Annotated in this window: 22 protein-coding genes and 1 other RNA gene; 22 read left to right on the top strand and 1 reads right to left on the bottom strand. The window is 42.4% G+C overall.

The window, feature by feature from the left end:
• Positions 1 to 13: 13 nt before the first annotated feature.
• Together ptsP and DWX65_RS03250 are read left to right on the top strand one after the other, a co-directional pair.
• Positions 14 to 1,627, top strand: a complete 1,614-nt coding sequence (gene ptsP, locus DWX65_RS03255; protein ID WP_118172914.1) for a phosphoenolpyruvate--protein phosphotransferase — start codon at positions 14 to 16, stop codon at positions 1,625 to 1,627.
• Positions 1,627 to 2,439 (top strand): HAD family hydrolase, encoded by an 813-nt coding sequence (locus tag DWX65_RS03250; protein WP_118056917.1) that lies wholly within the window; start codon positions 1,627 to 1,629, stop codon positions 2,437 to 2,439. The genes ptsP and DWX65_RS03250 overlap by 1 nt, the downstream gene beginning before the upstream one ends.
• Positions 2,440 to 2,656: 217 nt before the next feature.
• Here DWX65_RS03250 and DWX65_RS03245 read toward each other — a convergent pair whose 3' ends face one another.
• The gene (locus tag DWX65_RS03245; protein ID WP_117840779.1) at positions 2,657 to 3,469 is read right to left on the bottom strand and encodes a histidinol-phosphatase HisJ family protein; all 813 of its coding nucleotides are present in this window, start codon (positions 3,467 to 3,469) and stop codon (positions 2,657 to 2,659) included.
• Positions 3,470 to 4,319: 850 nt separating this feature from the next.
• On the opposite strand from DWX65_RS03245, the gene gap reads away from it, so the two are divergent.
• From gap to DWX65_RS03145, 20 genes are all read left to right on the top strand, one after another.
• On the top strand, positions 4,320 to 5,336 hold the full coding sequence (gene gap / locus DWX65_RS03240) for a type I glyceraldehyde-3-phosphate dehydrogenase (RefSeq protein WP_022242405.1): 1,017 nt from the start codon (positions 4,320 to 4,322) through the stop codon (positions 5,334 to 5,336).
• 181 nt (positions 5,337 to 5,517) lie between these two features.
• Entirely contained in the window at positions 5,518 to 6,729 is a 1,212-nt protein-coding gene (locus DWX65_RS15310; RefSeq protein ID WP_022242404.1) for a phosphoglycerate kinase, read from the top strand.
• Positions 6,730 to 6,795: 66 nt separating this feature from the next.
• Entirely contained in the window at positions 6,796 to 7,548 is a 753-nt protein-coding gene (gene tpiA, locus DWX65_RS15305; protein WP_118172913.1) for a triose-phosphate isomerase, read from the top strand.
• 196 nt (positions 7,549 to 7,744) lie between these two features.
• Entirely contained in the window at positions 7,745 to 8,185 is a 441-nt protein-coding gene (locus DWX65_RS03225; protein ID WP_117696912.1) for an RrF2 family transcriptional regulator, read from the top strand.
• A gap of 17 nt (positions 8,186 to 8,202) precedes the next feature.
• Entirely contained in the window at positions 8,203 to 8,946 is a 744-nt protein-coding gene (sufC, locus tag DWX65_RS03220) for a Fe-S cluster assembly ATPase SufC (RefSeq protein WP_117840780.1), read from the top strand.
• A 12-nt stretch (positions 8,947 to 8,958) separates the two neighbouring features.
• Complete coding sequence (gene sufB / locus DWX65_RS03215) at positions 8,959 to 10,365, top strand: Fe-S cluster assembly protein SufB (RefSeq protein ID WP_118056913.1); 1,407 nt, start codon at positions 8,959 to 8,961, stop codon at positions 10,363 to 10,365.
• Positions 10,366 to 10,386: 21 nt separating this feature from the next.
• A complete protein-coding gene (locus DWX65_RS03210) occupies positions 10,387 to 11,463 on the top strand; it encodes a SufB/SufD family protein (protein ID WP_118056912.1) in 1,077 nt (358 codons plus the stop codon).
• A gap of 1 nt (position 11,464) precedes the next feature.
• Entirely contained in the window at positions 11,465 to 12,676 is a 1,212-nt protein-coding gene (locus DWX65_RS03205; RefSeq protein WP_117946744.1) for an aminotransferase class V-fold PLP-dependent enzyme, read from the top strand.
• Positions 12,666 to 13,094 (top strand): Fe-S cluster assembly sulfur transfer protein SufU, encoded by a 429-nt coding sequence (sufU, locus tag DWX65_RS03200; RefSeq protein ID WP_022242397.1) that lies wholly within the window; start codon positions 12,666 to 12,668, stop codon positions 13,092 to 13,094. Before DWX65_RS03205 ends, sufU begins: the two co-directional genes overlap by 11 nt.
• Positions 13,095 to 13,452: 358 nt before the next feature.
• Positions 13,453 to 14,895, top strand: a complete 1,443-nt coding sequence (locus DWX65_RS03195) for a CapA family protein (RefSeq protein WP_118056911.1) — start codon at positions 13,453 to 13,455, stop codon at positions 14,893 to 14,895.
• A gap of 40 nt (positions 14,896 to 14,935) precedes the next feature.
• Entirely contained in the window at positions 14,936 to 16,477 is a 1,542-nt protein-coding gene (gene gpmI, locus DWX65_RS03190) for a 2,3-bisphosphoglycerate-independent phosphoglycerate mutase (RefSeq protein ID WP_117696935.1), read from the top strand.
• A gap of 379 nt (positions 16,478 to 16,856) precedes the next feature.
• Positions 16,857 to 17,729 (top strand): phosphoribosylaminoimidazolesuccinocarboxamide synthase, encoded by an 873-nt coding sequence (locus tag DWX65_RS03185; protein WP_117696937.1) that lies wholly within the window; start codon positions 16,857 to 16,859, stop codon positions 17,727 to 17,729.
• A 21-nt stretch (positions 17,730 to 17,750) separates the two neighbouring features.
• Entirely contained in the window at positions 17,751 to 19,196 is a 1,446-nt protein-coding gene (gene purF, locus DWX65_RS03180) for an amidophosphoribosyltransferase (protein WP_117840787.1), read from the top strand.
• A 198-nt stretch (positions 19,197 to 19,394) separates the two neighbouring features.
• Complete coding sequence (gene purB / locus DWX65_RS03175; protein ID WP_022242392.1) at positions 19,395 to 20,828, top strand: adenylosuccinate lyase; 1,434 nt, start codon at positions 19,395 to 19,397, stop codon at positions 20,826 to 20,828.
• Between the two features lie 84 nt (positions 20,829 to 20,912).
• Positions 20,913 to 22,178: a phosphopyruvate hydratase gene (gene eno, locus DWX65_RS03170; protein ID WP_118172773.1), complete on the top strand. Its 1,266-nt coding sequence runs from the start codon at positions 20,913 to 20,915 to the stop codon at positions 22,176 to 22,178.
• 126 nt (positions 22,179 to 22,304) lie between these two features.
• Entirely contained in the window at positions 22,305 to 22,544 is a 240-nt protein-coding gene (gene secG, locus DWX65_RS03165; protein ID WP_117696942.1) for a preprotein translocase subunit SecG, read from the top strand.
• A 197-nt stretch (positions 22,545 to 22,741) separates the two neighbouring features.
• Positions 22,742 to 24,907, top strand: coding sequence for a ribonuclease R (rnr, locus tag DWX65_RS03160; RefSeq protein ID WP_118172772.1), 2,166 nt, complete (start codon positions 22,742 to 22,744; stop codon positions 24,905 to 24,907).
• A complete protein-coding gene (gene smpB / locus DWX65_RS03155) occupies positions 24,888 to 25,355 on the top strand; it encodes an SsrA-binding protein SmpB (protein ID WP_022242388.1) in 468 nt (155 codons plus the stop codon). Before rnr ends, smpB begins: the two co-directional genes overlap by 20 nt.
• Positions 25,356 to 25,457: 102 nt before the next feature.
• Positions 25,458 to 25,801: a transfer-messenger RNA gene (ssrA, locus tag DWX65_RS03150) on the top strand.
• A 177-nt stretch (positions 25,802 to 25,978) separates the two neighbouring features.
• Complete coding sequence (locus DWX65_RS03145; RefSeq protein WP_118172771.1) at positions 25,979 to 26,635, top strand: hypothetical protein; 657 nt, start codon at positions 25,979 to 25,981, stop codon at positions 26,633 to 26,635.
• The last annotated feature ends 98 nt before the right edge of the window (positions 26,636 to 26,733 follow it).

Below are 26,733 nucleotides of genomic sequence, written 5' to 3'. Positions count from 1 at the left end.
GAAGGTATGGACTATGGAAAAGTTTAATGGAAAAAAGGTATTCAGCGGTATTGCAATTGGAAAGGTAAAACTCCTTTTAAAAGCTGAAAATCAGGTGGTAAGAAAGAGAATAGAAGACCCGGCAGCAGAGATTGCCCGCTATGAAGCAGCAAAGCAGACTGCAATTGAACAGCTCCACAAGCTTTACAAGAAAGCATTAAAAGAAGTGGGTGAAGTAAATGCACAGATTTTTGATGTGCATGCCATGATGTTAGAGGATGGAGATTATAATGATTCCGTTCACAATCTTATTGAGAGCCAGAGCGTAAATGCAGAGTATGCGGTAGGTGTTACCGGAGATAACTTTGCAGAAGTATTTGCAAATATGGATGACGAGTATTTCAAAGCCCGTTCCATTGATATGAAGGATATTTCTGAGCGTGTCATCAATGTATTATGTGGAAATGATATGGGAAGCGACCTTGGAGATGAGCCGGTTATTATCGTAGCAAAGGATTTAGCTCCGAGTGAAACCGTACAGATGGATAAAAGTAAGCTGCTGGCATTTGTAACACAGCTGGGCTCTACGAATTCACATACTGCAATTTTAGCAAGAACTATGGGCATCCCGGCACTGATTGGTGTGGAAATCAAGGAAGAGTGGAACGGAAAACAGGCAATTGTGGATGGCTATACCGGAACTCTTATCATTGAACCGGATGAAGCAGCTTTGGCAGAATATAAGAAAAAAGCAGAAGAGGATGCAAAACAGAAGGAATTACTGCTGACTTTAAAGGGAAAGGAAAATGTGACAAAGAGTGGTCAGAAAATCAATCTTTATGCCAACATCGGAAATGTCTCTGACTTAGCGGCAGTACTTAAAAATGATGCCGGTGGAATCGGACTTTTCCGTAGTGAATTTCTTTATCTTGAAAAAGATACCTTCCCAACAGAAGAAGAACAGTTTGTAGCTTATAAGCAGGTCGCAGAGACCATGGCAGGAAAGAAGATTATTATCCGAACCCTGGATATCGGAGCCGATAAGCAGGTGGACTATTTTAACCTCGACAAAGAAGACAATCCGGCAATGGGATATCGTGCCATCCGGATCTGCCTGACCCAGCCGGAAATTTTTAAGACCCAGCTTCGTGCTTTATTCCGCGCAAGCAATTACGGAAATATTGCAATTATGTATCCGATGATTATTTCGGTAGATGAAGTGCGTAAGATTAAAGCAATTTCAGAAGAAGTGAAAGAAGAACTTACAAAGGAAGGGATTCCTTTTGGAAATGTGGAGCAGGGTATCATGATTGAAACTCCTGCAGCAGCAGTAATGAGTGATGAACTGGCAAAAGAGGTTGATTTCTTCAGTATCGGAACCAACGACCTGACCCAGTATACACTGGCAATTGACCGTCAGAATGCAAAGCTTGACAGCTTCTATAATCCGCATCATGAAGCAGTGCTCCGGCTGATTCAGATGACCGTGGAAAATGCACACAAGGCGGGCATCTGGGCAGGAATATGTGGAGAACTTGGGGCAGATACAACTCTGACCCAGCGTTTCTTAGAGATGGGGGTAGATGAATTATCTGTTTCTCCTGGCTGTGTTCTTCCGGTTCGAAAAGCGATTCGGGATGCAGAATAATGAGCCGTAAACTGATTTTTTTGGATGTAGACGGAACCCTGGTGGATTTCACCATGCACATGCCGGAATCTGCCAGGGAAGCATTAAGCATGGCCAGAAAGCGGGGACATCTGATTTCGTTATGTACCGGAAGAACTGTAACGAATGTGTATCCATGGCTTTTAGAGTTTGGATTTGATGCCATTGTGGCTTCGGCAGGTGCTTATGTGTCTGCAAATGATAAGGTGATTTACCATAGCGTTCTGGCAAATGATAAGGTGCAGGATATGGTAGAGGTGCTGAAGGAGCACGGTGCATGCTTTATGCTGCAGGGAATCAACGGACGTTATGTGGATGAAGAGAATGCAAAGAAAATGAGAGAACGCTGTATGCGGCTTGGACTTGATATTGACGGTGCTCTAAACGGATTGACGCTTGTTGAACATCCGGAACAGATGCCGGCTCTTGAAAGTGGAATGTATTTTGATGCCGATATTCCGGTGGATGTGATGCAGAAGGAAGTCGGAAATTATATCAAGATAACCGGAGCAAGCTTTGGCAAGGATCGTCAGATGTCCGGTGAAATGACGAAGATGGGAGTCAACAAGGCAACCGGAATGCAGCGGCTTATGGATGAGTTAAAGATAGGCAGGGAAGATACCATTGCTTTTGGTGATGGACCAAATGATGTGGAAATGCTGCAATTTGCAGGAACAGGAGTGGCAATGGGAAATGCGATTCCGGCAGTAAAACAGTATGCGGATATGGTTACAGATAAGATTGATGAAGACGGACTGTATCATGCATTCGAACGGCTGCATCTGCTGGGGTAGGATTTGAAGTAAAAACAATTTTCTTATGATAGAAAAAGGCGGCGTGGTTCGTCAACTTAGGAGACATGATAAGTGCCCTTTACTGTATTTATGTTGTTTCCGCAGTTGACGAACCGCGCCGTTACTTTTGCATACACAGGAAAAATCGCATGCCTGCATACAGATTTGGTGAACACCGCAATAAGAAGAGAAATTCGTAAAGCGTGATTCCCATAGTTTACAACGGAAGAAAAGCCGGTTTTCTCTTTTCGAATACGGTAAAATACTGAAAGCCTGCGGCCTTTAAAATATCCGGTACTTTTGCAAAATCAAATGCAACATGCTCCGGTTTGTGGGCATCGGCACCGATGGTAATGATTTCACCGCCTAGTTCGTGATAACGTTTTATAATATCTTCTGTTGGATTCGGATGTCCCAGACCATATTTGAAACCACCGGTATTGATTTCAATTCCTTTTCCCATATCAATGAGCTTTTCTAAAATCGCATCAATGACATCGGCATATTTCTGATAAGAATATTTAAGGTTCCGGTTTGGACCGTAGCGTACCACATAATCGATATGTCCATATACATCAAAATTATCAAATACCGCAAGATTTTCCAGGATAGATTCAAAATATTCCTGGTAAGCCTGCTGTTCGGTTTTTCCTTCAAAAAAGCGGGAGTAGTAAGGGTCTTTGCCGTGGATTACATGGGAAGAGCCGATGACAAAATCAAAGTCATATCGGCTTATCAGTTCCTGATGTTTCGCTGCAAGATGAGGCTGCAATCCAAGCTCAATGCCGGTCAGCACTTTTATTTTATCTTTGTATTGCTGGCCCAGCTTCTGGATAGTTGGGAAGTAGACCGGAGTGTCTAAGATAAATTCCGGTTCATCCTCCGGATGTTCTTTTGGATAATCATAATCCATATGGTCGGTAATGCAGATTCCGCCAAGTCCCAGTTCGATAGAGGCTTTAATCATGGATTCCGGTGAGGTCTCACTGTCGGTAGAAAAAGCAGTGTGCATATGTGTGTCCCAAAGCATAGTGTGTTCCTTTCTGTGGGTGGTGTATGGCGGGTAAGGTTGTGCAGGCGGGGAACTGGATGAGAAAGCTTCTTCCCAAAAGCACCGGAACGTTTGTATGTAAGAAGCCGGCACTTCAACCTGCAGTATTTTTCTTTCTTTTATAATAAGCAGTCTTTCCAATGTTTGACAGTATACTGCATTTTGTCTGCCGGCGTGCGGATACCGTGAACAGCGTCTGTTAGGGACTCGTAGAATTCCTTTTGCAACCCGGCAACGCTGGTACATGGATGTACCAGCGAGGCACAATCTGAATATGGATATGAATTTGTGCCGGTTGCCGCAAATCAAATATCTTTGCAGGAATTCTTAGAGTCCCTTCAGACAAAGTGTGGTATCCGCTGCTGGCAGACAAAAGCAGTATCCGGTCAAAGCAGCCGGAAAGACAGCCTAATTTCAAGAAAAATACTGCCCGTGAAGTGCTGCGGATTCTCACATCATAACCGCTCCAGTGTTTTCGGGGAGAAGCTTTCCCATTCCTTTCGCCTACATATTGCACAAACCTTACCCGGTGTTTACACATTTCTACTAAGAAAAATGTTACATTTTCACAAGTATAGTAAAATCTTTGTATATAATACACAGAATACTATAATAGAAATTTGACAATCTGTCAAAAGACAGTATGAAAAATGGAAAAGCTATTGTAACATTTGTTTGAAAATGAGAAAGAAGAAATAAAAATAGTGAAAAAATTAACAAAGTGATGGGAACTACTTGAACTTTCGACAAAAATTGGTTAGAATAATACCAGATTGGGTACAATCCCAAATAAAGATATTTTATATTAAATTTCTAGGAGGAATTAATAATGGCAGTAAGAGTAGCAATTAATGGATTCGGCCGTATTGGTCGTCTGGCATTCAGACAGATGTTTGGTGCTGAAGGATACGAAGTAGTAGCAATCAACGATTTAACAAGCCCTAAAATGTTAGCACACTTGTTAAAATATGATTCTTCTCAGGGTAAATATGAGCATGCTGATGAAGTATCCTGCACAGATGATTCTATCATCGTATGTGGAAAAGAAATCAAAATCTATGCATTCCCAGATGCAAACAACTGCCCATGGGGTGAATTAAAAGTTGACGTTGTATTAGAGTGTTCAGGTTTCTATACAAGCAAAGAGAAAGCACAGGCACACATCAATGCAGGTGCTCGTAAAGTTGTTATTTCTGCTCCAGCAGGTAATGACCTTCCTACAATCGTATACAACACAAACCATGAGACATTAAAAGCATCTGATACAATCATTTCAGCAGCTTCTTGTACAACAAACTGCTTAGCACCTATGGCTGATGCATTAAATAAATATGCTCCAATCCAGTCTGGTATCATGGTAACAATCCATGCTTACACAGGTGATCAGATGACTCTTGATGGACCACAGAGAAAAGGTGATTTAAGAAGATCTCGTGCAGCAGCAGTTAACATCGTTCCAAACAGCACTGGTGCAGCAAAAGCTATCGGACTTGTTATCCCAGAACTGAACGGAAAATTAATCGGATCTGCTCAGCGTGTTCCAACCCCTACAGGATCTACAACAATCTTAACAGCAGTTGTTAAGAAAGCTGGCGTTACAAAAGAAGATATCAATGCAGCTATGAAAGCAGCAGCTAACGAGTCCTTCGGATACAATGAAGACGAAATCGTATCTTCTGATATCGTTGGAATGAGATTCGGTTCTCTGTTCGATGCAACACAGACCATGGTTAACCAGGTATCTGATGATCTGTACGAAGTACAGGTTGTTTCTTGGTATGATAACGAGAACAGCTACACATCTCAGATGGTTCGTACAATCAAATACTTCAGCGAGTTAGCATAATTTACGAGAGAAACCCGCAAAGCGTGTTTCCCGTAGTTTAACGAACAATCACTGCACGGTAGACTACTTTTTTAAGCGACAGGCTGCCAGAGTGCAGATAAGACTCAGGAAAAGGGTCCGGTCTTTTGGGACCGGGCTCTTTCTTGCTATTAGAAATAAAATTTAAAGGAGACTACTTAATATGTCATTAAATAAAAAATCTATAGATGATATTAATGTAAAAGGACTTCGCGTTCTTTGCAGATGTGATTTCAACGTACCATTAAAAGAAGGAAAGATTACAGACGAGAACCGTCTGGTTGCAGCACTTCCTACAATCAAGAAATTAATCGCTGATGGTGGAAAGGTTATCCTTTGCTCCCATTTAGGAAAAGTAAAAACAGAAGAAGACAAACAGACCAAAACTCTTGCACCAGTAGCAGCAAGACTTACAGAGTTATTAGGACAGGAAGTTAAATTCGTTGTTGACCCTGAAGTTGTTGGTGAGAACGTAAGAGCAGCAGTAGCAGCTATGAACGATGGCGATGTTATCTTACTTGAGAATACACGTTTCAGACCAGAAGAGACAAAGAACGGAGAAGCTTTCTCTAAAGACCTTGCTTCTATCTGTGATGTATTTGTAAATGATGCATTCGGAACAGCTCACAGAGCACATTGTTCTAACGTAGGTGTTGCACAGTTAGTTGACACTGCAGTAGTTGGATACTTAATGCAGAAAGAAATCGACTTCCTTGGAAATGCAGTAGAGAATCCGGTAAGACCATTCGTTGCAATTCTTGGTGGTGCAAAAGTTGCTGATAAATTAAATGTAATCAACAACTTACTTGAGAAATGTGATACCTTAATCATCGGTGGTGGTATGGCTTACACATTCTTAAAAGCAAAAGGATATGAAATCGGAATCTCTTTAGTAGATGATACTAAGATCGATTATTGTAAAGAAATGATGGCAAAGGCAGAGAAACTTGGAAAGAAACTTCTTCTTCCGGTAGATGCTGTAACAATCAAAGATTTCCCAAATCCTATCGATGCTCCAGTTGAAGTAGAAACTTATGATGCAGACAAGATGCCGGCAGACAGAGAAGGCTGTGATATCGGACCTAAGACACAGACACTTTTCGCAGATGCTGTTAAGACTGCTAAGACTGTTGTTTGGAACGGACCTATGGGTGTATTCGAGAACCCAACTCTTGCAGCAGGTACTATTGCTGTAGCAAAAGCTTTAGCTGATACAGATGCAACAACCATCATCGGTGGTGGAGATTCTGCAGCAGCAGTTAACCAGCTTGGATTCGGTGACAAAATGAGCCATATCTCAACAGGTGGTGGAGCATCCTTAGAGTTCTTAGAGGGTAAAGAGCTTCCAGGCGTTGCAGCAGCAAATGATAAATAAGTAATCAAAGCACATGCCTGTATGCAGGCAAACACTTATATATTTAAGAAAGAAGGACATTTTAAAATGGCAAGAAAAAAAATTATTGCCGGCAACTGGAAAATGAACAAAACTCCTAGCGAGGCAGTTGCGCTGGTAAATGAATTAAAACCATTAGTAGCAAACGAAGACGTAGATGTAGTATTCTGCGTACCAGCAATTGATATTATTCCAGCAATGGAAGCAGCAAAAGGTTCTAACATCTGCATCGGTGCAGAAAACATGTATTTTGAAGAGAGCGGAGCATACACAGGAGAAATCTCTCCGGCAATGCTTACAGACGCTGGCGTAAAATACGTTGTATTAGGACATTCTGAGAGAAGAGAATACTTCGCAGAGACAGATGAGACTGTAAATAAGAAAGTATTAAAAGCTTTCGAACATGGTATTACACCAATCATCTGCTGTGGAGAGACTTTAACACAGAGAAAACAGGGTATCTACCTTGACTGGATCCGTATGCAGATTAAGATTGCATTCCAGAACGTAACAGCAGAGCAGGCTGCAACAGCAGTTATTGCTTACGAGCCAATCTGGGCAATCGGAACCGGTGAAACAGCTACTTCTGAGCAGGCAGAAGAAGTTTGTGGCGCAATCCGTGCCTGCATCCGTGAAGTATATGATGAAGCAACAGCTGAGTCTATCCGTATCCAGTACGGTGGATCTGTAAATGCAGGAAATGCAGCAGAGCTGTTCGCAAAAGCTGATATCGATGGTGGTCTGGTAGGAGGAGCTTCCTTAAAGGCTGACTTCGGAAAGATTGTAAACTACAATAAATAAGCTTTTCGGAAAATAGAATATTTTCATAAGAAACGTCACGAAATGCATTATGACATTGGTAGTATTTACCGGTGAAATGCATTTGGTGGCGTTTTTTTGTTCCCCGAAAAGAACAAACGAAAACTGATTCACCCATTGACATAGTAGGCGAATGGGTATATGATGCGAATGAACCAGAAAAGGAGGAATGCAGAGCATGATTTCAACTAAAGGAAGGTATGCATTAAAGGTTATGGTCGAGCTGGCGGAGCATGATGCGGAAGAATATATTCCGTTAAAAGGAATTGCCGAGAAACTGAATATTTCCCAGAAATATTTAGAGAGTATTTCGGCCATTCTTTCCAAGGGACATATGATAGAAGGAGTCAGCGGCAAGAAGGGCGGTTATCGTCTGAAGCGGAAACCGGAAGAATACAGGGTTGGTGATATCCTGCGGCTGACAGAAGGAACGCTAGCACCGGTATCCTGCTTAAGAGAAGACCAGGAGCCATGTGAAAAATCAGATTCCTGCTGTACACTTCCAATCTGGAAGGGACTGGCAGATTTGATAGATAAATATTTTGATGAAATGACGCTGGCGGATGTTCTGCAGTCGAAGCAGGAAGCGGAGAAGAAAGCAGCGAAGAAGAAACAATAGATGCAGGAGGAAGAAAAATGAGCAAAGAATTACTTTTAGAGGTTAAAAATCTGAATGTCAGTGTAGAAGAAAAACATATTTTACATGACGTAAATCTTGAAATAGGAAGACATGAGACACACGTACTGATGGGACCAAACGGAACCGGTAAATCTACACTGGGTTATACACTGGTTGGTAATCCACGTTATCAGGTAGAGAGCGGAGAAATCTTTTTCCAGGGAAAAAATATTACCGGAGAGCCGGTGAATGAACGCGCAAAGAGCGGCATGTTCTTATCTTTCCAGAACCCACTGGAAGTACCGGGCGTTACCTTAAGTTCCTTTATCCGTAGTGCATTGGAACAGAAGACTGGAAAGAGAGTCCGTTTCTATGATTTTAAGAAAGAACTGGCAGAGAAAATGGAACTTTTACAGATGGATCCGTCTTATGCAGAACGTGATTTGAATGTAGGATTTTCCGGCGGCGAAAAAAAGAAAGCTGAAATTTTACAGATGTTGATGTTAAAGCCGGAGCTTGCGATTCTGGATGAAACCGATTCCGGACTGGATGTAGATGCAGTAAGAACCGTATCAAAGGGAATCGAAGAATACCAGAAGAGCAGTAAGGGAAGCCTTTTGATTATTACACACAGCACCAAGATTTTAGAGGCATTACACGTAGATTTCACGCACATCATGGTGGAAGGACACATTGTTAAGACCGCAGATGCATCCCTGATTGATGAAGTAAACGAGAATGGTTTTGCAAAATACGAGTAAGGAGTGTAAGGAATGGAAGAGAAAAGCTATGTAGAAGATATCGACAGAAGCATATATGATATCCGGGATGATGAGAAGGATGCTTATAAGCTGAAAGAAGGTCTTACTCCTGAAATCGTAGAGCAGATATCAAAAGAGAAAAATGACCCCGTCTGGATGCAGAATTTCCGTTTACAGTCGTTACAGATTTACAATGAAATGGGAGTGCCAGACTGGGGACCATCGATTGAAGGACTGGATATGGAGCATATCGTAACCTATGTCCGCCCAAACACAAGGATGAAGGGAAAATGGTCTGAGGTGCCAAAGGACATTAAAGATACCTTTGAACGTCTTGGAATTCCACAGGCAGAGAGAAAGTCACTGGCAGGTGTTGGCGCACAGTATGATTCCGAACTGGTTTATCATAATGTAAGAGAAGAAGTTGCCGCACAGGGCGTTATTTATACGGATTTGGAAAGTGCAATGCATGGTGAATATGCAGATATGATACAGAAGCACTTTATGAAGCTGGTAAAACCAAATGACCACAAATTTGCAGCATTGCACGGTGCAGTCTGGTCCGGTGGTTCTTTCGTTTATGTGCCAAAGGGTGTGGACGTAGAGATTCCGCTGCAGTCCTATTTCAGACTGAATGCTAAGGGTGCCGGACAGTTTGAACACACACTGATTATCGTAGATGAGGGAGCATCCCTTCATTTCATCGAAGGATGTTCCGCACCAAAATATAACGTAGCCAATCTGCATGCAGGATGCGTGGAATTGTATGTTGGCAAGAATGCAAAACTTCGTTATTCCACCATCGAGAACTGGTCAAAGAATATGTATAACTTAAATACCAAGCGGGCACTGGTAGAAGAGGGCGGAACCATTGAATGGGTATCCGGTTCCTTCGGTTCCCATGTATCTTATCTGTATCCGATGAGTGTCTTAAAAGGAAAGGGCGCCCGCATGGAATTTACCGGTGTAACTTTTGCAGGAAAAGGACAGAACCTTGATACCGGAGCCAAAGTGGTACACTGCGCACCGGACACCAGCTCCTATATGAATACCCGTTCCATTTCCAAGGATGGTGGTATCAGTACTTTCCGTAGTTCCGTTGTGGTAACGAAGGAAGCGAAAGGCACGAAGTCAGCAGTATCCTGTCAGTCTCTGATGTTAGATTCTGAGTCCCGTTCCGATACCATTCCGGCAATGGACATCCGTACCAAGGATGCTAATGTGGGACATGAAGCCCAGATTGGAAGCATCAGTGATGAAGCAATTTTTTATCTGATGTCAAGAGGCATGAGCGAAGAGGACGCAAGAGCCTGCATCGTCAGCGGATTTGCGGATAATGTTTCCAAGGAACTGCCTTTAGAGTACGCATTGGAAATGAACAATTTGATTCGCCTTGAGATGAAGGGCAGCATAGGATAGCAGAAGGGATGTGGAAAGAGCATGGAACAAAATGTAAGTATGAAAATCAATGAATTGCCTTCTCCTACCTGGAACTGGCTGAAGGTAAATGAAACTCCAATAAAATGGAGCAATAAGATAGAACCTTGTGAGATTGCAGCAGAGGGAGATGCAGTAGCTACTGAAACAGAGCAGCTTTCGGACATTGAAACCGGTGCCGGAAGAGAAGCAGATGCAATCTTTGCAACAGAAAATACTGCAAAATATCAGATTCTTGCAGATAATGCAGGACAGGATAAAACCGTAAGACTGCACATTTCCGGCAAAAAAGATGCACATACGGCAGGCTGTGTAGAGATAGTTGCAAAAGAAAACAGTACACTTACTGTTGTGATGGACAGCCGTGTGGCTCCGGATGCCACAAAAGAGGAAGAAAGTACCGCAGAAGCATCTCTGGCAGTCCGTGTCAGAATGAAAGTCGAGAGCGGTGCATCTGTAAGATTAATTCAGGTTCAGATGCCGCAGGAACATGAGACTTTATTAAGTGACATAGGCGGAGACCTGATTGGCGAGGGAGCAAAGGTGGAATATATCCAGTTGTTCCTTGGAAAAGGGAATCTCTATTCTGGATGCCGCGTGGATTTGAATGGAAAAGAAAGTAATTTTGCCACAGAGACCGGATATCTTGGTCAGGCACAGCAGATTTTAGACTATAATATGGTAGCCAATCATTTTGGCGAGAAAACCATGAGCTATATTAATTCTGACGGAGCTCTTCGCGGACAGGCACATAAGGTTTTCCGCGGAACCATTGATTTCAAACGTGGTTCCTCCGGCGCAGAAGGACAGGAAGAGGAAAGCGTACTTCTGCTGGGTGATGATGTGGAAAATAAGACCATTCCGCTGATTTTATGTGCACAGGAAGACGTAAAGGGAAATCACGGAGCAACCATTGGAGAATTAGATGAAGATACCATGTTCTATTTTGGAGCAAGAGGTATTGATAAGGAAGCTGCAGAACGTATTGTGACAGGTGCAAAATTGGAGCATATCTGTGATTTGATGAAGGATGAAGCAGCAGAAAAAATTGCGAAGGAAGCGCTGGAAGAGGTGATTTAGGATGTACAATTTTAAGAAGGATTTTCCTCTTTTTAAAGACCGGGATGTTATCTATCTTGACAATGCAGCAACCGCACAGAAGCCGGCATGCGTCATTGAAGCGGAAAAGGAATTTTATGAAAAACATAATGCCAATCCGATGCGTGGATTCTATCCTTTGAGCCTGGAAGCAACCGATGCCTATGAGGCAGCGAGAAAAACAGTTCAGCAGTTTATCCATGCTGCATCTGAGACAGAAATTATATTTACCAGAAATACCACAGAGGGCCTGAATTTAGTAGCGTACAGCTATGGCTTAAATAATCTTTGTCCGGAGGACGAAATTGTGGTTTCCATTATGGAACATCACAGCAATATGCTGCCGTGGCAGATGGTGGCAAGACAGACCGGCGCAAAGCTTATTTATCTGGAATGTGAAAAGGACGGTAGTTTAAGCGAAGCAAAGTTAGACGAAGCTTTTTCTGATAAAACAAGACTGGTAGCAATCACACAGGTGTCCAATGTGCTGGGACGTCCGACTCCGGTAGAGGAAATTGTGCGAAGAGCAAGAAAGAGCAATGCGGTAGTCGTGCTGGATGCCGCCCAGAGCTCCCCACATATGCCGATTGATGTGCAGAAGCTGGATGTGGATTTTCTGGCATTTTCCGGTCACAAGTTAATGGGACCGATGGGAATCGGTGTCTTATATGGAAAGAAAAAACTTTTAAAGGCAATGCCACCATTCCTTACCGGCGGAGAAATGATAGATTCTGTAACAAGAGACGGTGCAAAATATGCAGAGCTTCCGCATAAGTTTGAGGCAGGAACCGTCAATGCAGCAGGCGCAGTGGGACTGGCTGCCGCCATTGATTATATTAACAAAATCGGTTTTGAAACCATGCAGGAGCGGGAACTTACACTTACGAAAAGAGCCTTGGAAGGACTGAAAGCAATTCCAAAGGTTCATGTGCTGGGCTCTGAACTGGCAGAAGAGCATACCGGAATCCTGACATTTACTATTGAAGACGTGCATCCGCATGATGTCAGTGCGGTATTGGAATCCGACGGTGTGGCTGTCCGTGCAGGTCATCATTGTGCACAGCCGCTGTTAGAGTATCTGGGCGTCCGCTCCGCTACAAGAGCAAGCCTGATGTTTTACAATACAGAAGAAGAAGTCGATGCACTGGTAAAAAGCGTGGCAGGAGTCAGAAGGAGAATGGGATATGGAGAGTAGAAGTTTTTATAATGAAATCCTTACCGAACACAATATTCACCCGGAGTTCAAGCATGACCTTCCGGATGCCGATCTGGTGTTGGAAGGCGTGAATCCAAACTGCGGAGATGATATCTTTTTAAAATTAAAATTAGATGGTGATGAAATCGTAGACGGTGCATTTGTAGGAGATGGCTGTGCTATTTCCCAGGCATCTGCCGATATTATGCTGGGCATGATTGTCGGAAAGAAGAAAGAGGAAGCGCTGCATTTAGGAGAATTATTCTTAAAAATGATAAAAGGAGAAGCTTCGGATGAAGAGATTGACGAGCTGGAAGAAGCTTCGGCATTAAAGGATATTTCCCATATGCCTGCCCGGGTAAAATGCGCTGTATTAGGCTGGCATACCTTAGAAGAAATGTTAAATGATGAGGTTTGATATAAAAGAAGTGTGATTCTGATATACGGTAAACTATCTGTGCAGGTCATTCGCCGGCAAGCCTTGTAAGGGCTGTTAGGGGTACTTGGAATTTCCTATATAAAGTTAGCAACGCAGGCACAGGGATGTGTCTGCGAGGTGCATTTGAGCATGGATGTGAATATGCACCGGTTGCGGGAAGAAAAGGCGTATAGTGGAAATTCCCAGTACCCCTTTCTGCCCTTATGTGGTCTTGCCGACGAATGATTCGCACGGATAGTTTATCCGATAACAGAATACGCTATTTGCCTAAAATAAGGATTGTTAGAAAAAGAAAGATAGTGTATAATGTTATCGGCAATAAAGCAGGACACAAGAGATGAAAGAGGAGTTGAGCGAGGATACCGATTTGAGAAGAAAAGCTTTGCAGATGGCAGGGATAGGAATATTGTTGTTTGGAATGGTTTGCAGTGGATGTGACAGGAAAGCGCAGGTAAATGCAGAACCGGAAAGCAGCGAGAAAATAGAATATGCAGTGACGGAAACGGAAGAAGTCTCTACAGAGACGAAGAAGCTGGTGATAGAAGATTTGGATGATGCATACGAAGCACTGCTGGATTCCTGCAGCAAAGAATTTATCGGGGATTATCGGATTGACGAAAGTTTCTTAAACTGGGTTTATGCCAATTACGGAAAAGAAGCAGTATTAAATATTGCACAGGAGTCTCAGGAAGACCAGAATGTAAATGTCTGGTACGAAGAGACCGGAAATTCCATACATGTGCTGTGGCTTCTTTATTGTCAGGACACCGGCATGAATGAAGAGGATTTGCAGCAGGTTTACTGGAAGACATGCAGCTCTGAGGATGAGATTGTGCTGGATTTTACCGGCGATATTAATTTTGCAGAAGGCTGGGGCACAACGGAACACATGGATGGACAGCCAAATGGAATCAATGACTGCTTTTCCAAAGATTTATTGCAGGAAATGAATAATGCAGACATTATGATGATAAACAATGAGTTCACCTACAGTACAAGAGGGGAACCTTTAGCTGGCAAGGATTATACTTTCCGGGCAGATCCAAAGCGTGTCTACTTGTTAGAAACATTTGGAACAGATATTGTCAGTCTTGCCAATAATCATGTCTATGACTATGGCGAAGCTGCATTGATTGATACCATAGATACACTGGAAGAGGCAGGAATTCCGTATGTAGGAGCAGGAAAAGATTTAAAGGATGCCATGCGTCCGGTATATTTTGTGGCAAATGGAAAGAAAATAGCAATTGTATCAGCTACACAGATTGAACGCTCTTTAAATTATACGAAGGAAGCAACTGAGACGACACCGGGCGTGTTAAAGACCTTAAATCCGGACAAGTTTCTGAAAGTAATAGAAGAAGCAAGAGACAACAGCGATTATGTGATTGCTTTTGTACACTGGGGAACAGAAGGAAATAACTATTTTGGTTCCGACCAGGTGGCTCTTGCAAAACAGTTTGTGGAAGCCGGTGTGGATGTCATTATCGGCGGACATACCCATTGCCTGCAGGGCATGGAATATATGGATGGCGTGCCGATTATCTACAGTCTTGGCAATTTCTGGTTTTCGGCGTCAACATTAGATACCGGCTTATCCCAGGTAATCATCCGGGATGAAGGAACTATTGATTTTCGGTTTCTGCCGTGTATACAGAAGAATTACAAGACCTCACTGGTGACAGATGAAAGTGAGAAAAGACGTATTTTTGATTTTATGGAATCCCTTTCCGTGGGAATTACCATAGATGATGATGGTTATGTGACAGCAACGGAGTAATCCGTTTCAATAGAAGATTTTAAAGAAAAGAGGAAAAAACATGAGTAAAAAACCAACCGTATTGATGATTTTAGATGGTTTTGGTCTGAATGACAAAACTGAGGGTAATGCAGTAGCCCAGGCAAACAAGCCAAACATTGATGCACTGATGAAAGATTATCCATGGGTAAAGGGAAATGCCAGCGGACTTGCCGTAGGACTTCCGGATGGACAGATGGGTAACTCCGAAGTAGGACATATGAACATGGGTGCAGGAAGAATTGTATACCAGGAATTAACCAGAATTACCAAAGAAATCGAAGATGGAGATTTCTTTAAAAACGAAGTATTGCTTGCCGGCATGAAAAATGTAAAAGACAACGGTTCTGCACTTCATTTATATGGATTATTATCCGATGGTGGAGTTCACAGCCACATTACACATTTGTTTGGACTTCTGGAAATGGCAAAAAAAGAAGGCTTAGACAAAGTATATGTACACTGCTTCTTAGACGGCCGTGATACCGCACCTACTTCCGGAAAAGGATTTATCGAAGAGCTGGAAGCAAAAATGAAAGAAATCGGTGTTGGTGAAATCGCAACCATCAACGGACGTTACTATGCAATGGACCGTGACAACCGTTGGGATCGTGTAGAAAAAGCATATAAAGCAATTACAGAAGGTGTTGGCGAGACAGCAGACAGCGCTGTTGCAGCAATTGATGCATCTTATGCAAAAGATGTAACAGACGAGTTCGTAGTTCCGACTGTAATTATGAAAAATGGTGCTCCAACTGCAACCGTACAGGATAACGATACCATTATCTTCTTTAACTTCCGCCCTGACCGTGCAAGAGAGATTACCAGAGCATTCTGTGCAGATGAGTTCGACGGATTTGACAGAGGCGCAAGAAAGAACGTAACTTATGTATGTTTCACAGAATACGATGGAACCATTCCAAACAAAACCGTTGCATTCCACAAGGTAGAACTTACCAATACATTTGGACAGTTCCTTGCAGACAATGGCAAGACTCAGGCAAGAATCGCTGAGACTGAGAAATATGCTCATGTAACCTTCTTCTTCAACGGCGGTGTAGAGGAGCCAAACAAAGGTGAAGAAAGAATTCTGGTAAAATCTCCAAAGGTAGCAACCTATGATTTGAAACCGGAAATGAGTGCATACGAAGTATGTGATAAATTAGTAGATGCCATCAAATCTGAAAAATATGATGTAATCATAATCAACTTTGCTAACCCGGATATGGTTGGACATACCGGAGTTCAGGCTGCAGCAATCAAGGCAGTAGAAGCAGTTGATGAGTGCGTAGGCAAAGCTGTTGCAGCATTAAAAGAGGTTGACGGACAGATGTTCATCTGCGCAGACCACGGAAATGCAGAGCAGTTAATCGATTATGAAACAGGCGAACCATTTACAGCACATACTACCAATCCGGTACCATTCATTCTGGTAAATGCAGACCCTGCATACGGTTTAAGAGAGGGTGGATGTCTTGCAGATATCGCTCCTACATTAATCGAGCTGATGGGAATGGAACAGCCAAAAGAAATGACAGGGAAATCTTTGTTAATCAAAAAATAAGACCGTAAGGGCGAAATACTAACTACGAGAAACACGCTTTGCGAGTTTCTCAAGTTATCGCAGTGCTTGGCAAATCTGCATGCAAGCATGTAATTTATCTCGCTGCTCGCGTAAATAAAAAGATTCTGTATCTCAAGTGTAAGGTACAGAATCTTTTGCTATAGATAAGTATTTTCCGGCACATATATTAATAATACTTATAAATAGAAAATATTAGACAAAAAAACTAATAAATTTCGCTCATTTTTCTATATGGGGCAAAAGGCGCACTTCGCCCAAATTCATTGACTTTCTAAAAGGCACTGTATTATAATTTTCCAGTAGTGTTTTTTATCACAACAAAAATTTGCGAAAGCATAAAATGGAGGACAAAAGCAGTATGCAGGAATTTAAACCATTTAAAGAAGGAAAAGTAAGAGAAGTATATGATAATGGAGAAAGCCTTATCATTGTTGCAACAGACAGAATTTCAGCGTTTGACCATATTTTAAAGAACAAGGTTACCAATAAGGGCGCAATTCTGACACAGATGTCCAGATTCTGGTTCGATTTTACAAAGGATATCGTGCCAAACCATATGCTTTCCGTTGATGTAAAAGATATGCCGGAATTTTTCCAGAATGAGAAATATGATGGCAACAGCATGATGTGCAAGAAACTGGAAATGATTCCAATCGAATGTATTGTTCGTGGATATATTACCGGAAGTGGCTGGGCAAGCTACAAAGAGAACGGAACCGTCTGCGGAATCAAATTACCGGAAGGACTTGTAGAATCCGATAAATTACCTGAGCCGATTTACACACCAAGTACCAAAGCTGAGATTGGTGACCATGACGAGAATATTTCTTTTGAACAGAGTATTGACGTATTAGAGAAAGCATTCCCGGGCAAGGGTGCTGAGTACGCAGAAAAGATTAAAGAATATACCATCGCACTTTACAAGAAATGTGCGGAATATGCATTAAGCAAAGGAATCATCATTGCAGATACCAAGTTTGAATTTGGTCTCGATGAGAATGGAAATGTAGTTTTAGGTGATGAGATGCTGACACCGGACAGCTCCCGTTTCTGGCCATTAGAAGGATATAAACCGGGACAGGGACAGCCTTCTTATGACAAACAGTTTGTAAGAGACTGGTTAAAAGCAAATCCAGACAGTGATTATCTCCTTCCGGATGAAGTAATCGAGAAGACAATTGAGAAATACGAAGAAGCATTTGAATTACTGACCGGTAAGAAATTTGCTTAAAAATATAGTCAGGAGAACCCTATGAATAACAATGAATTAAAGGAAAGCCCATGGGACGGACTGCATGAAGAATGTGGCGTCTTCGGCATGTATGATTTTGACGGAAATGATGTGGCTTCCAGTATTTATTATGGTCTGTTTGCATTACAGCACAGAGGACAGGAGAGCTGTGGTATTGCAGTAAGTGAGACAAACGGACCGAAGGGAAAAGTTACTTCCTATAAAGATATGGGACTGGTAAACGAAGTATTTACCGGAAAACAGTTAGAAGCAATGAAAGGTGATATCGGAGTCGGTCATGTCCGCTATTCCACCGCAGGTTCCTCCACCCGTGAGAATGCACAGCCGCTGGTATTGAATTATGTAAAAGGTACGCTGGCATTGGCACACAACGGAAACCTCATCAATGCGAAGGAGCTTCGCAAAGATTTGGAATATACCGGAGCAATTTTCCAGACCACCATTGATTCTGAGGTAATTGCTTACCACATTGCAAGAGAGCGTCTGAATTCCAAGACAGCCGAGGAAGCAGTACGCAGAGCCTGCCAGAAGTTAAAAGGAGCTTATGCTCTGGTTGTAGCCAGCCCTCGTAAGCTGATTGGCGCAAGAGATCCATATGGTTTTAAACCCCTTGTAATCGGAAAACGTGACAATGCTTATATCATTACTTCTGAGACCTGTGCCTTGGAGACCATTGATGCGGAGTATGTCAGAGACGTATTGCCGGGAGAAGTGGTAACAATTTCACCGGAAGGCGGCATTCAGTCTGATATGACTATGTGTCTTCCAAAAGAACAGGAAGCACGTTGTATTTTTGAATACATATATTTTGCGAGACCGGACAGCCATATTGACGGGGTCAGCGTTTATGCATCCCGTATCCAGGCAGGACGTTTCCTTGCAATGGATTCACCGGTAGATGCAGACCTGGTAGTAGGAGTACCGGAGTCAGGAAATGCAGCAGCTCAGGGTTATGCCCTGCAGTCCGGAATTCCATATGGAACTGCTTTTGTAAAAAATGGTTATGTGGGACGAACCTTCATCAAACCGAAGCAGAGCAGCAGAGAATCCAGCGTAAGAGTAAAATTAAATGTACTGGCAGAATCAGTCCGTGGCAAGCGTGTTATTATGATTGACGATTCCATCGTGCGTGGAACCACATCTGACCGTATTGTAAATATGTTAAAAGAAGCCGGTGCCACAGAAGTGCATGTAAGAATCAGTTCTCCTCCATTCTTATGGCCATGTTATTTTGGAACCGATATTCCGGAGAGGGAGCAGTTGATTGCCTATAACAGAACCATCGAAGATATCCGGAAAATAATAGGTGCAGATTCTTTGGGATACTTAAAAATAGAGCGTCTGGAACAGCTGGTAGGAGGACTTCCAATCTGTAAAGGATGCTTTACCGGAAAATATCCGATGGAGCCGCCAAAAGAGGATATCCGTGGCGAATATGAGCGATAAGCAGACTGACACAGCGGCTAATCCTTATAACCGTACCGGCTGTCATGCTTGCATGAACCAGCCGGTATGGTTGTAAGGATTGTACGGTGCACGAAGGTGCAACGGACAACGAGGAAGCGAAGCTTCCGAGTGGAGCGAAACTTTTGAGTGGAGCTGAGTCTGCAATTATGAATATAAAAAATAAAAAGGAGCACACATATGAGTACCGATAGATATAACAGCCCATTATCAGAGCGTTATGCCAGCAAAGAAATGCAGTACATCTTTTCCCCAGATATGAAATTCCGTACCTGGAGAAGACTTTGGATTGCACTGGCAGAAACCGAGAAAGAACTTGGACTTGATATTACACAGGAACAGATTGACGAATTAAAGGCACACAAGGATGACATCAACTATGATGTGGCAAAGGCAAGAGAAAAAGAAGTCCGTCATGATGTTATGTCCCATGTATATGCTTACGGCGTACAGTGTCCGAAAGCAAAAGGAATCATCCATTTAGGAGCAACCTCCTGCTACGTTGGAGATAATACCGATATCATCATTATGTCAGAGGCATTAAAACTGGTTCGTAAGAAATTAGTAAATGTCATTGCAGAACTGGCAAAATTTGCAGATAAATATAAGAATCAGCCGACACTGGCATTTACCCATTTCCAGCCGGCACAGCCAACTACCGTTGGAAAACGTGCAACACTGTGGTGCCAGGAATTTATTATGGATTTGGAAGACTTAGATTATGTATTAGGCAGCCTGAAACTTTTAGGTTCCAAGGGAACCACAGGAACACAGGCAAGCTTTCAGGAGCTTTTTGACGGAGATCAGGAAACCATCGATAAGATTGATCCGATGATTGCACAGAAAATGGGCTTCAAGGAGTGCTATGCAGTATCCGGACAGACTTATTCCAGAAAAGTAGATACCAGAGTTGCCAACATTTTAGCAGGCATCGCAGCAAGTGCACATAAGATGTCCAATGACATCCGTCTTCTGCAGCACCTGAAAGAAGTGGAAGAACCGTTTGAGAAGAGCCAGATTGGTTCCTCTGCAATGGCATATAAGAGAAATCCAATGCGTAGTGAACGTATTGCATCCCTTTCCCGCTATGTCATGATTGATGCATTAAACCCGGCAATTACATCCGCAACCCAGTGGTTTGAGAGAACTCTTGATGACTCTGCAAACAAGCGTCTTTCCATTCCGGAAGGCTTCCTTGCAATCGACGGAATCTTAGACCTTTGCTTAAATGTAGTAGACGGACTTGTTGTATATGAAAAAGTTATTTACAAACATATGATGAGCGAGCTTCCATTTATGGCAACCGAAAATATTATGATGGATGCTGTAAAAGCTGGTGGTGACCGTCAGGAATTACATGAGAAGATTCGTGTACTTTCCATGGAAGCAGGCAAAAATGTAAAACAGGAGGGTAAAGAGAACAACCTTCTTGAGCTGATTGCAGCAGAACCTGCATTCCATACAACCTTAGAAGAGCTGAAGCAGAATATGGACCCTGCAAAATATGTAGGAAGAGCACCAATTCAGGTAGATGCCTTCTTAAAGAATGTGGTACAGCCGATTTTGGATGACAACAAAGAGATTCTTGGTATGACAGCCGAGATTAACGTATAATCGAATTATTTCGAAAGAATAAAAAATCTTCTTTTGGAGATACTGAACTATTAATTCAGAATATTTTCAAAAGGAGATTTTTTTATGGCTGTAAAAATGACGATTACACGAATTCATGCAAGAGAAATATTAGATTCCAGAGGAAATCCCACAATAGAAACAGAAGTAACTGTGGAGACGGAGACAACCGGAAAGAAGTCGACTGCCCGGGCGGCAGCACCTTCCGGAGCCAGCACCGGAGAATTTGAAGCCATTGAATTAAGAGACGGCGGCGAGCGTTATGGTGGAAATGGTGTGCAGCAGGCGGTAGAAAATGTAAATACAAGAATTGCAAAAGCACTGATAGGCAGAAACGTATTGCGGCAGGAAAATTTAGATGCGCTGATGCTGGAGCTGGATGGAACAGAAAATAAAGGAAAGCTTGGTGCCAATGCAATCTTAAGTGTGTCCTTAGCTTGTGCCAAAGCAGCAGCAAAAGCATTGCAGATGCCGCTTTACCGCTATGTGGGCGGCGTAAATGCAGTAACAATTCCGGTGCCGATGATGAATATTTTAAATGGCGGTGCACATTCCGATAACAATCTGGATGTTCAGGAATTTATGATACTTCCAATTGGTGCTGACAGCATTACCGAAGGAATCCGATGGTGTGCAGAAGTCTATCATCATTTGAAAGAATTATTAAAGAACCGTGGGTTGTCTGTGGCAGTGGGAGATGAAGGCGGTTTTGCCCCAAACATTGCAAATGAGGAAGAAGCCATCCAGCTTATCATGGAAGCCATTACCAAAGCAGGGTACAGCTGTGGCAGAGGCAAACAGTTTATGATTTCTCTGGATGCGGCTGCCAGCGAATGGAAAGGTAATGCACCGGGAGAATATTATCTGCCAAAATCCGGCAAGCGTTATACCACGGATGAACTGATTGTGCACTGGGAAAAGATGATTCGCCGTTTCCCGATTTATTCCATTGAAGACCCGCTGGACGAAGAGGATTGGGATGGCTGGAAACGTCTGACAGAAAAAGTGGGAGATAAAGTGATTCTGGTAGGCGATGATTTATTTGTCACGAATCCGGTGCGCCTGAATAAAGGAATTTCCATGGGATGCGGTAATGCGATTCTGATTAAGCCAAACCAGATTGGAACGCTCTCAGAAACTATGGAAGCCATCCGCATGGCAAAAGAACATGGTTATGAGACCATCATGTCCCACCGGAGTGGCGAGACCGAGGATACGACCATAGCGGATTTGTCGGTAGGACTAGGCAGTGACCTGATTAAAACCGGAGCACCGTGCCGTGGCGAGCGGACGGCAAAATATAATCGTCTGATTCGGATTGAAGAATCGTAACAGATTTTAGCAAAATTACCTACCCAAAATTTCAATACAAATACAAAATAAGTGGTTGTAATTTATCCCGGTGTATGATATACTGTCAAAGTTACGAGTATTATAAATCCACAGGAGGTGTCATTCGTGGCAGTTTTAAAAACGGTTTTAACAGTTGTATTTATTATTATATCTATCGCATTGACAGTAATTATTCTTCTTCAGGAAGGTAAGTCCGCAGGACTTGGAGCAATCAGCGGAGCAGCTGATACTTATTGGGGCAAGAATAAAGGTCGTTCTATGGAAGGAATGTTGGTAAAGGTAACCAGAGTACTGGTAATCTTATTCCTGTTAATTTCCATCGTACTGAATATTGGAAGTTTCTAAGAACCAAAGAGCTGTCGTGTGAACGACAGCTTTTTTTACTTTACAGGAATTGCTTTCCTGTAAAGTAAAAAAAGCTCCGCGAGGATGCACACTGCGGTGTATAAGGTAGATGCCGCAAGCGACCGCCGCAGGCACGAGAATGTGACAAGGCACATTCTTTGTTTCATGAGCAGCGAGAAAAAATAGGAAAGAAAAGAATGGATAGAGAAGCACTGGAAAAAAGAAAGAAAATTGTATATGAGTTTATCTGTGATGACTTATATGTCCCGATGAAAACCAAAGAGATTGCAATGATTCTGCAGGTATCCAAAGAGCAGCGGGAAGAGCTGCATGAGGTTTTGGATGCTTTGCTGGAAGAAGGCAAGGTAGAGCTGACCCAGAAGGGCAAATATGTAAAGGCTTCCGGAAGATTCTTGACCGGTGTTTATACCGGAAACAGCAGAGGCTTTGGCTTTGTGACGGTAGAGGGTGAAGAGGAAGATATCTATATCCCGGAGGAGAATACCAACGGAGCCATGCATATGGACACTGTATCTGTTGCAGTAAATCCGCAGAAGACCGGAAAACGCCGGGAAGGCAGAATTATAAAAATTATATCCAGAGGTCTGCATCAGATTGTCGGAACTTATCAGAGCAGTAAGAACTTCGGATTTGTGGTGCCGGATAATCAGAAGCTGGCGCAGGATATTTTTATTCCAATCGAACGCTCCAAAGGAGCAGTAGATGGACACAAAGTTGTCGTTGAGATTACTGATTATGGTAAAAACGGTAAGAAACCGGAAGGAAAAATTGTTGAAATACTTGGTCATATCAATGACCCGGGAACAGATATTTTATCCATTGTAAGAGGCTTTGACCTGCCGACAGAATTTGCACCGAAGATTATGAAACAGGTGGAAAATGTAGCTAAAGAAGTCAGTGAGGCTGATATGGCAGGCAGGGAAGATTTGCGGGACTGGCAGATGGCGACAATCGACGGAGAAGACTCCAAAGATTTGGATGATGCGGTATCCCTTACTATGGATGGAGAAAATTATATTCTGGGCGTTCACATTGCAGATGTGTCCAATTATGTGCAGGAGCACAGCGCACTGGATGTGGAGGCATTGAACCGCGGAACCAGTGTATATCTCGTTGACCGCGTGATTCCGATGCTGCCCCATGCATTGTCCAATGGAATCTGTTCCTTGAATGCAGGAGAGAACCGGCTGGCATTGAGCTGCATCATGACCATTAACCCCAAGGGCAAAGTCATTGACCATAAAATTGTAGAGTCTGTGGTAAAAATTGACCGCAGAATGACTTATACAGCAGTAAAAGAAATTTTAGAAGACCATAACGAAGAAACAATTGCAGAGTATCGGGAACTGGTTCCGATGTTTGAGAAAATGGGAGAGCTGGCAGCACTGCTTCGTAAGAATCGTATGAAACGCGGCTCGATTGATTTTGATTTCCCGGAAACGAAAATTCTTCTGGATAAAAATGGAAGACCATTGGAAATCAAGCCATATGACAGAAATACAGCTACGAAATTAATTGAAGATTTCATGTTGATTGCCAATGAGACAGTGGCACAGGAATTTTTCTGGCAGGAAATTCCATTTCTGTACCGGACACATGAGACACCGGATGAAGAGAAGATTCGAAAGCTTGCAACATTAATCAGCAATTTTGGTTATACACTGCATATCAGTCAGGAAGAAGTTCATCCGAAGGAATTGCAGAAGCTGTTAGGAAAAATCGAAGGAACACCGGAGGAAGCATTAATCAGCCGGCTGACCCTCCGTTCCATGAAACAGGCAAAATATACCACAGAAAACACCGGACATTTCGGACTGGCAGCAAGCTGCTATTGTCATTTTACTTCACCAATCCGTCGTTATCCGGATTTGCAGATACACCGCATTATCAAAGAAACCTTGCGGGGCAGGATGAATCATAAGCGGATGACACATTACGAAACGATTCTGCCGGAAGTAGCCAAACATTCCAGCGAAACAGAACGCCGGGCAGATGAGGCAGAGCGCGAGACGGAGAAACTGAAAAAAGCACAGTATATGGCAGAGCATATTGGAGAAGTTTATGAAGGCGTTATTTCCGGTGTGGCATCTTATGGCATGTATGTCGAGCTGCCAAATACGGTAGAGGGTCTTGTGCATGTAACCAGTCTTACCGATGATTACTATCAGTATTTTGAAGACACTTTTGAACTGGTTGGCGAAGTAACGAACCGCCATTATAAGCTGGGACAGAAAGTATATATCCGGGTAATCGGTGTGGATGAAATTGTAAGAACCATCGATTTTGAATTGGCAGAGGCAACAGGAACAGGAGAAATGAAGAATGGGAAAAGAATCGATTAAGATGATTGCCAATAATAAGAAGGCAAGACATGATTATTTCTTGGAAGAACTTTATGAGGCAGGAATCAGCCTGCATGGAACAGAAGTAAAATCACTCCGTATGGGAAAATGCAGTATCAAGGAGTCTTTCATACACATTGAACATGGGGAAGTCATCATATATGGTATGCATATCAGCCCATATGAAAAGGGAAACATTTTTAACCGTGATCCGCTTCGTCCGAAGAAGCTTCTGATGCACAAAAACGAGATTCGTAAATTAGAGCAGAAGATTAAGGAAAAAGGTTATACCATTGTTCCGGTGGAAGTATATTTCAAGGGAAGTCTGGTAAAAGTCCAGATTGCGCTTGCAAAAGGTAAGAAGCTTTATGATAAGCGGAATGATATTGCAAAGAAAGATATGCGCCGTGAAGCAGAGCGGGATTTCAAAGTAAGAAATCTTGGTTAATAGGCGGATAAAAATTGTCAGTTAATGGCAATATAAACAGTGGTTCTATCTTTGCCTCTTGCAGGAATAGCGGAGGCAGGTTATAATAGAATAAATATATAAGGGCTAGTAAAGGTTTCGACAGGGATTATGAAGCTGGAGAAGCGAGCCGCAGGGTGATGCGTTAAATTCCAAACTTAAAATTAAACGCTAACGATAATAAATTAGCTTACGCTGCCTAATGGCAGCAGTCTGACCTAGAGCACTCACACTTTAGGACCCAGGCTTCGACTATGTGAGAAACGACACGGGCAAAGCTTTGAACCCGTGGGCGTATGATGAAGCTACTGAAACAGTTACGGTGTTCATACCGGAATTGCAGAGGGAATGTCAAATTATGAACTACGCTCGTAGAAGGACAGGGGATTGGTTTTTGGACACGGGTTCGACTCCCGTCTAGTCCACTAAAACTGAGTCGAACCCTGTATATGATATTTATCGTATACAGGAATATGTTTGGTTTGGTGCATTAAAGAAAATAAAAGTAACGGCATTGTATGGTTGCGAAAGTGATATACAGTGTCGTTATTTTTATGATATAATTCGGATATGAATTTGAAAAATCGGGATTTGTGAGGGTAATTATGATAAAGTTTTTGAATGATATCAGGAATGCAGAAAAACCAATATCTAATAATAGAAAAATTATAAATACTATAGCTGTATTGTTCCTTGGAATAGCTTTGGGGACTTTTTCAAAATTTTTGGATTTTCGTCAAGCTGAACTTCCCAGTGTGCTTATGGCAATAGATGGAGCATTAGATGTTCATAATTTCCTTGGACGTTTTGCAATCTGGGTATTGATTGCACTGTGTATTTCTATTTATAGCAATTCTGCAATAAGAGCAAGCATTAATGTTTTTGCATTCTTTATTGGTATGGTTGCAAGTTACTATTTGTATTCAAACTATATTGCAGGATTTTTTCCAAGAAGTTATGCGGTGATTTGGTTTGGATTTACAGCTGTTTCTCCATTATTGTCTTTTGCCTGCTGGTATGCAAGGGGGAAAAGCAAACTGGCACTTATACTATCGGCGCTGATTTTGGCAGTATTGTTCAATATGTGCTTTGTATATGGATGCTGGTATTTTAATGCAAAATCTGTTTTGGAAGTGATAGTCTTTATTATTGGACTTATTGTTTTGAGGAGAGACACATTGAGGAGTTCTGCGCTAATGGGAACGATTAGTATAGTTCTTGCAGTTTTACTTGATATGGTTATTCCATTTCATTTTGGATAAACAACTTCAAGTTGCAGAACTGACTCAAAAGAGCTCGAAGGAGCTCTTTTTCCTTTTTTATAATAGTATCATTATGGTATAATAGAAACATTAGAATC

It is taken from the genome of Roseburia sp. AF20-18LB (assembly GCF_003461185.1).
Taxonomy (GTDB): Bacteria; Bacillota; Clostridia; order Lachnospirales; family Lachnospiraceae; genus Roseburia_C; species Roseburia_C amylophila.
Note: the sequence above shows the minus strand (reverse complement) of the source record. Positions and strands in the feature narration are given on the sequence as shown.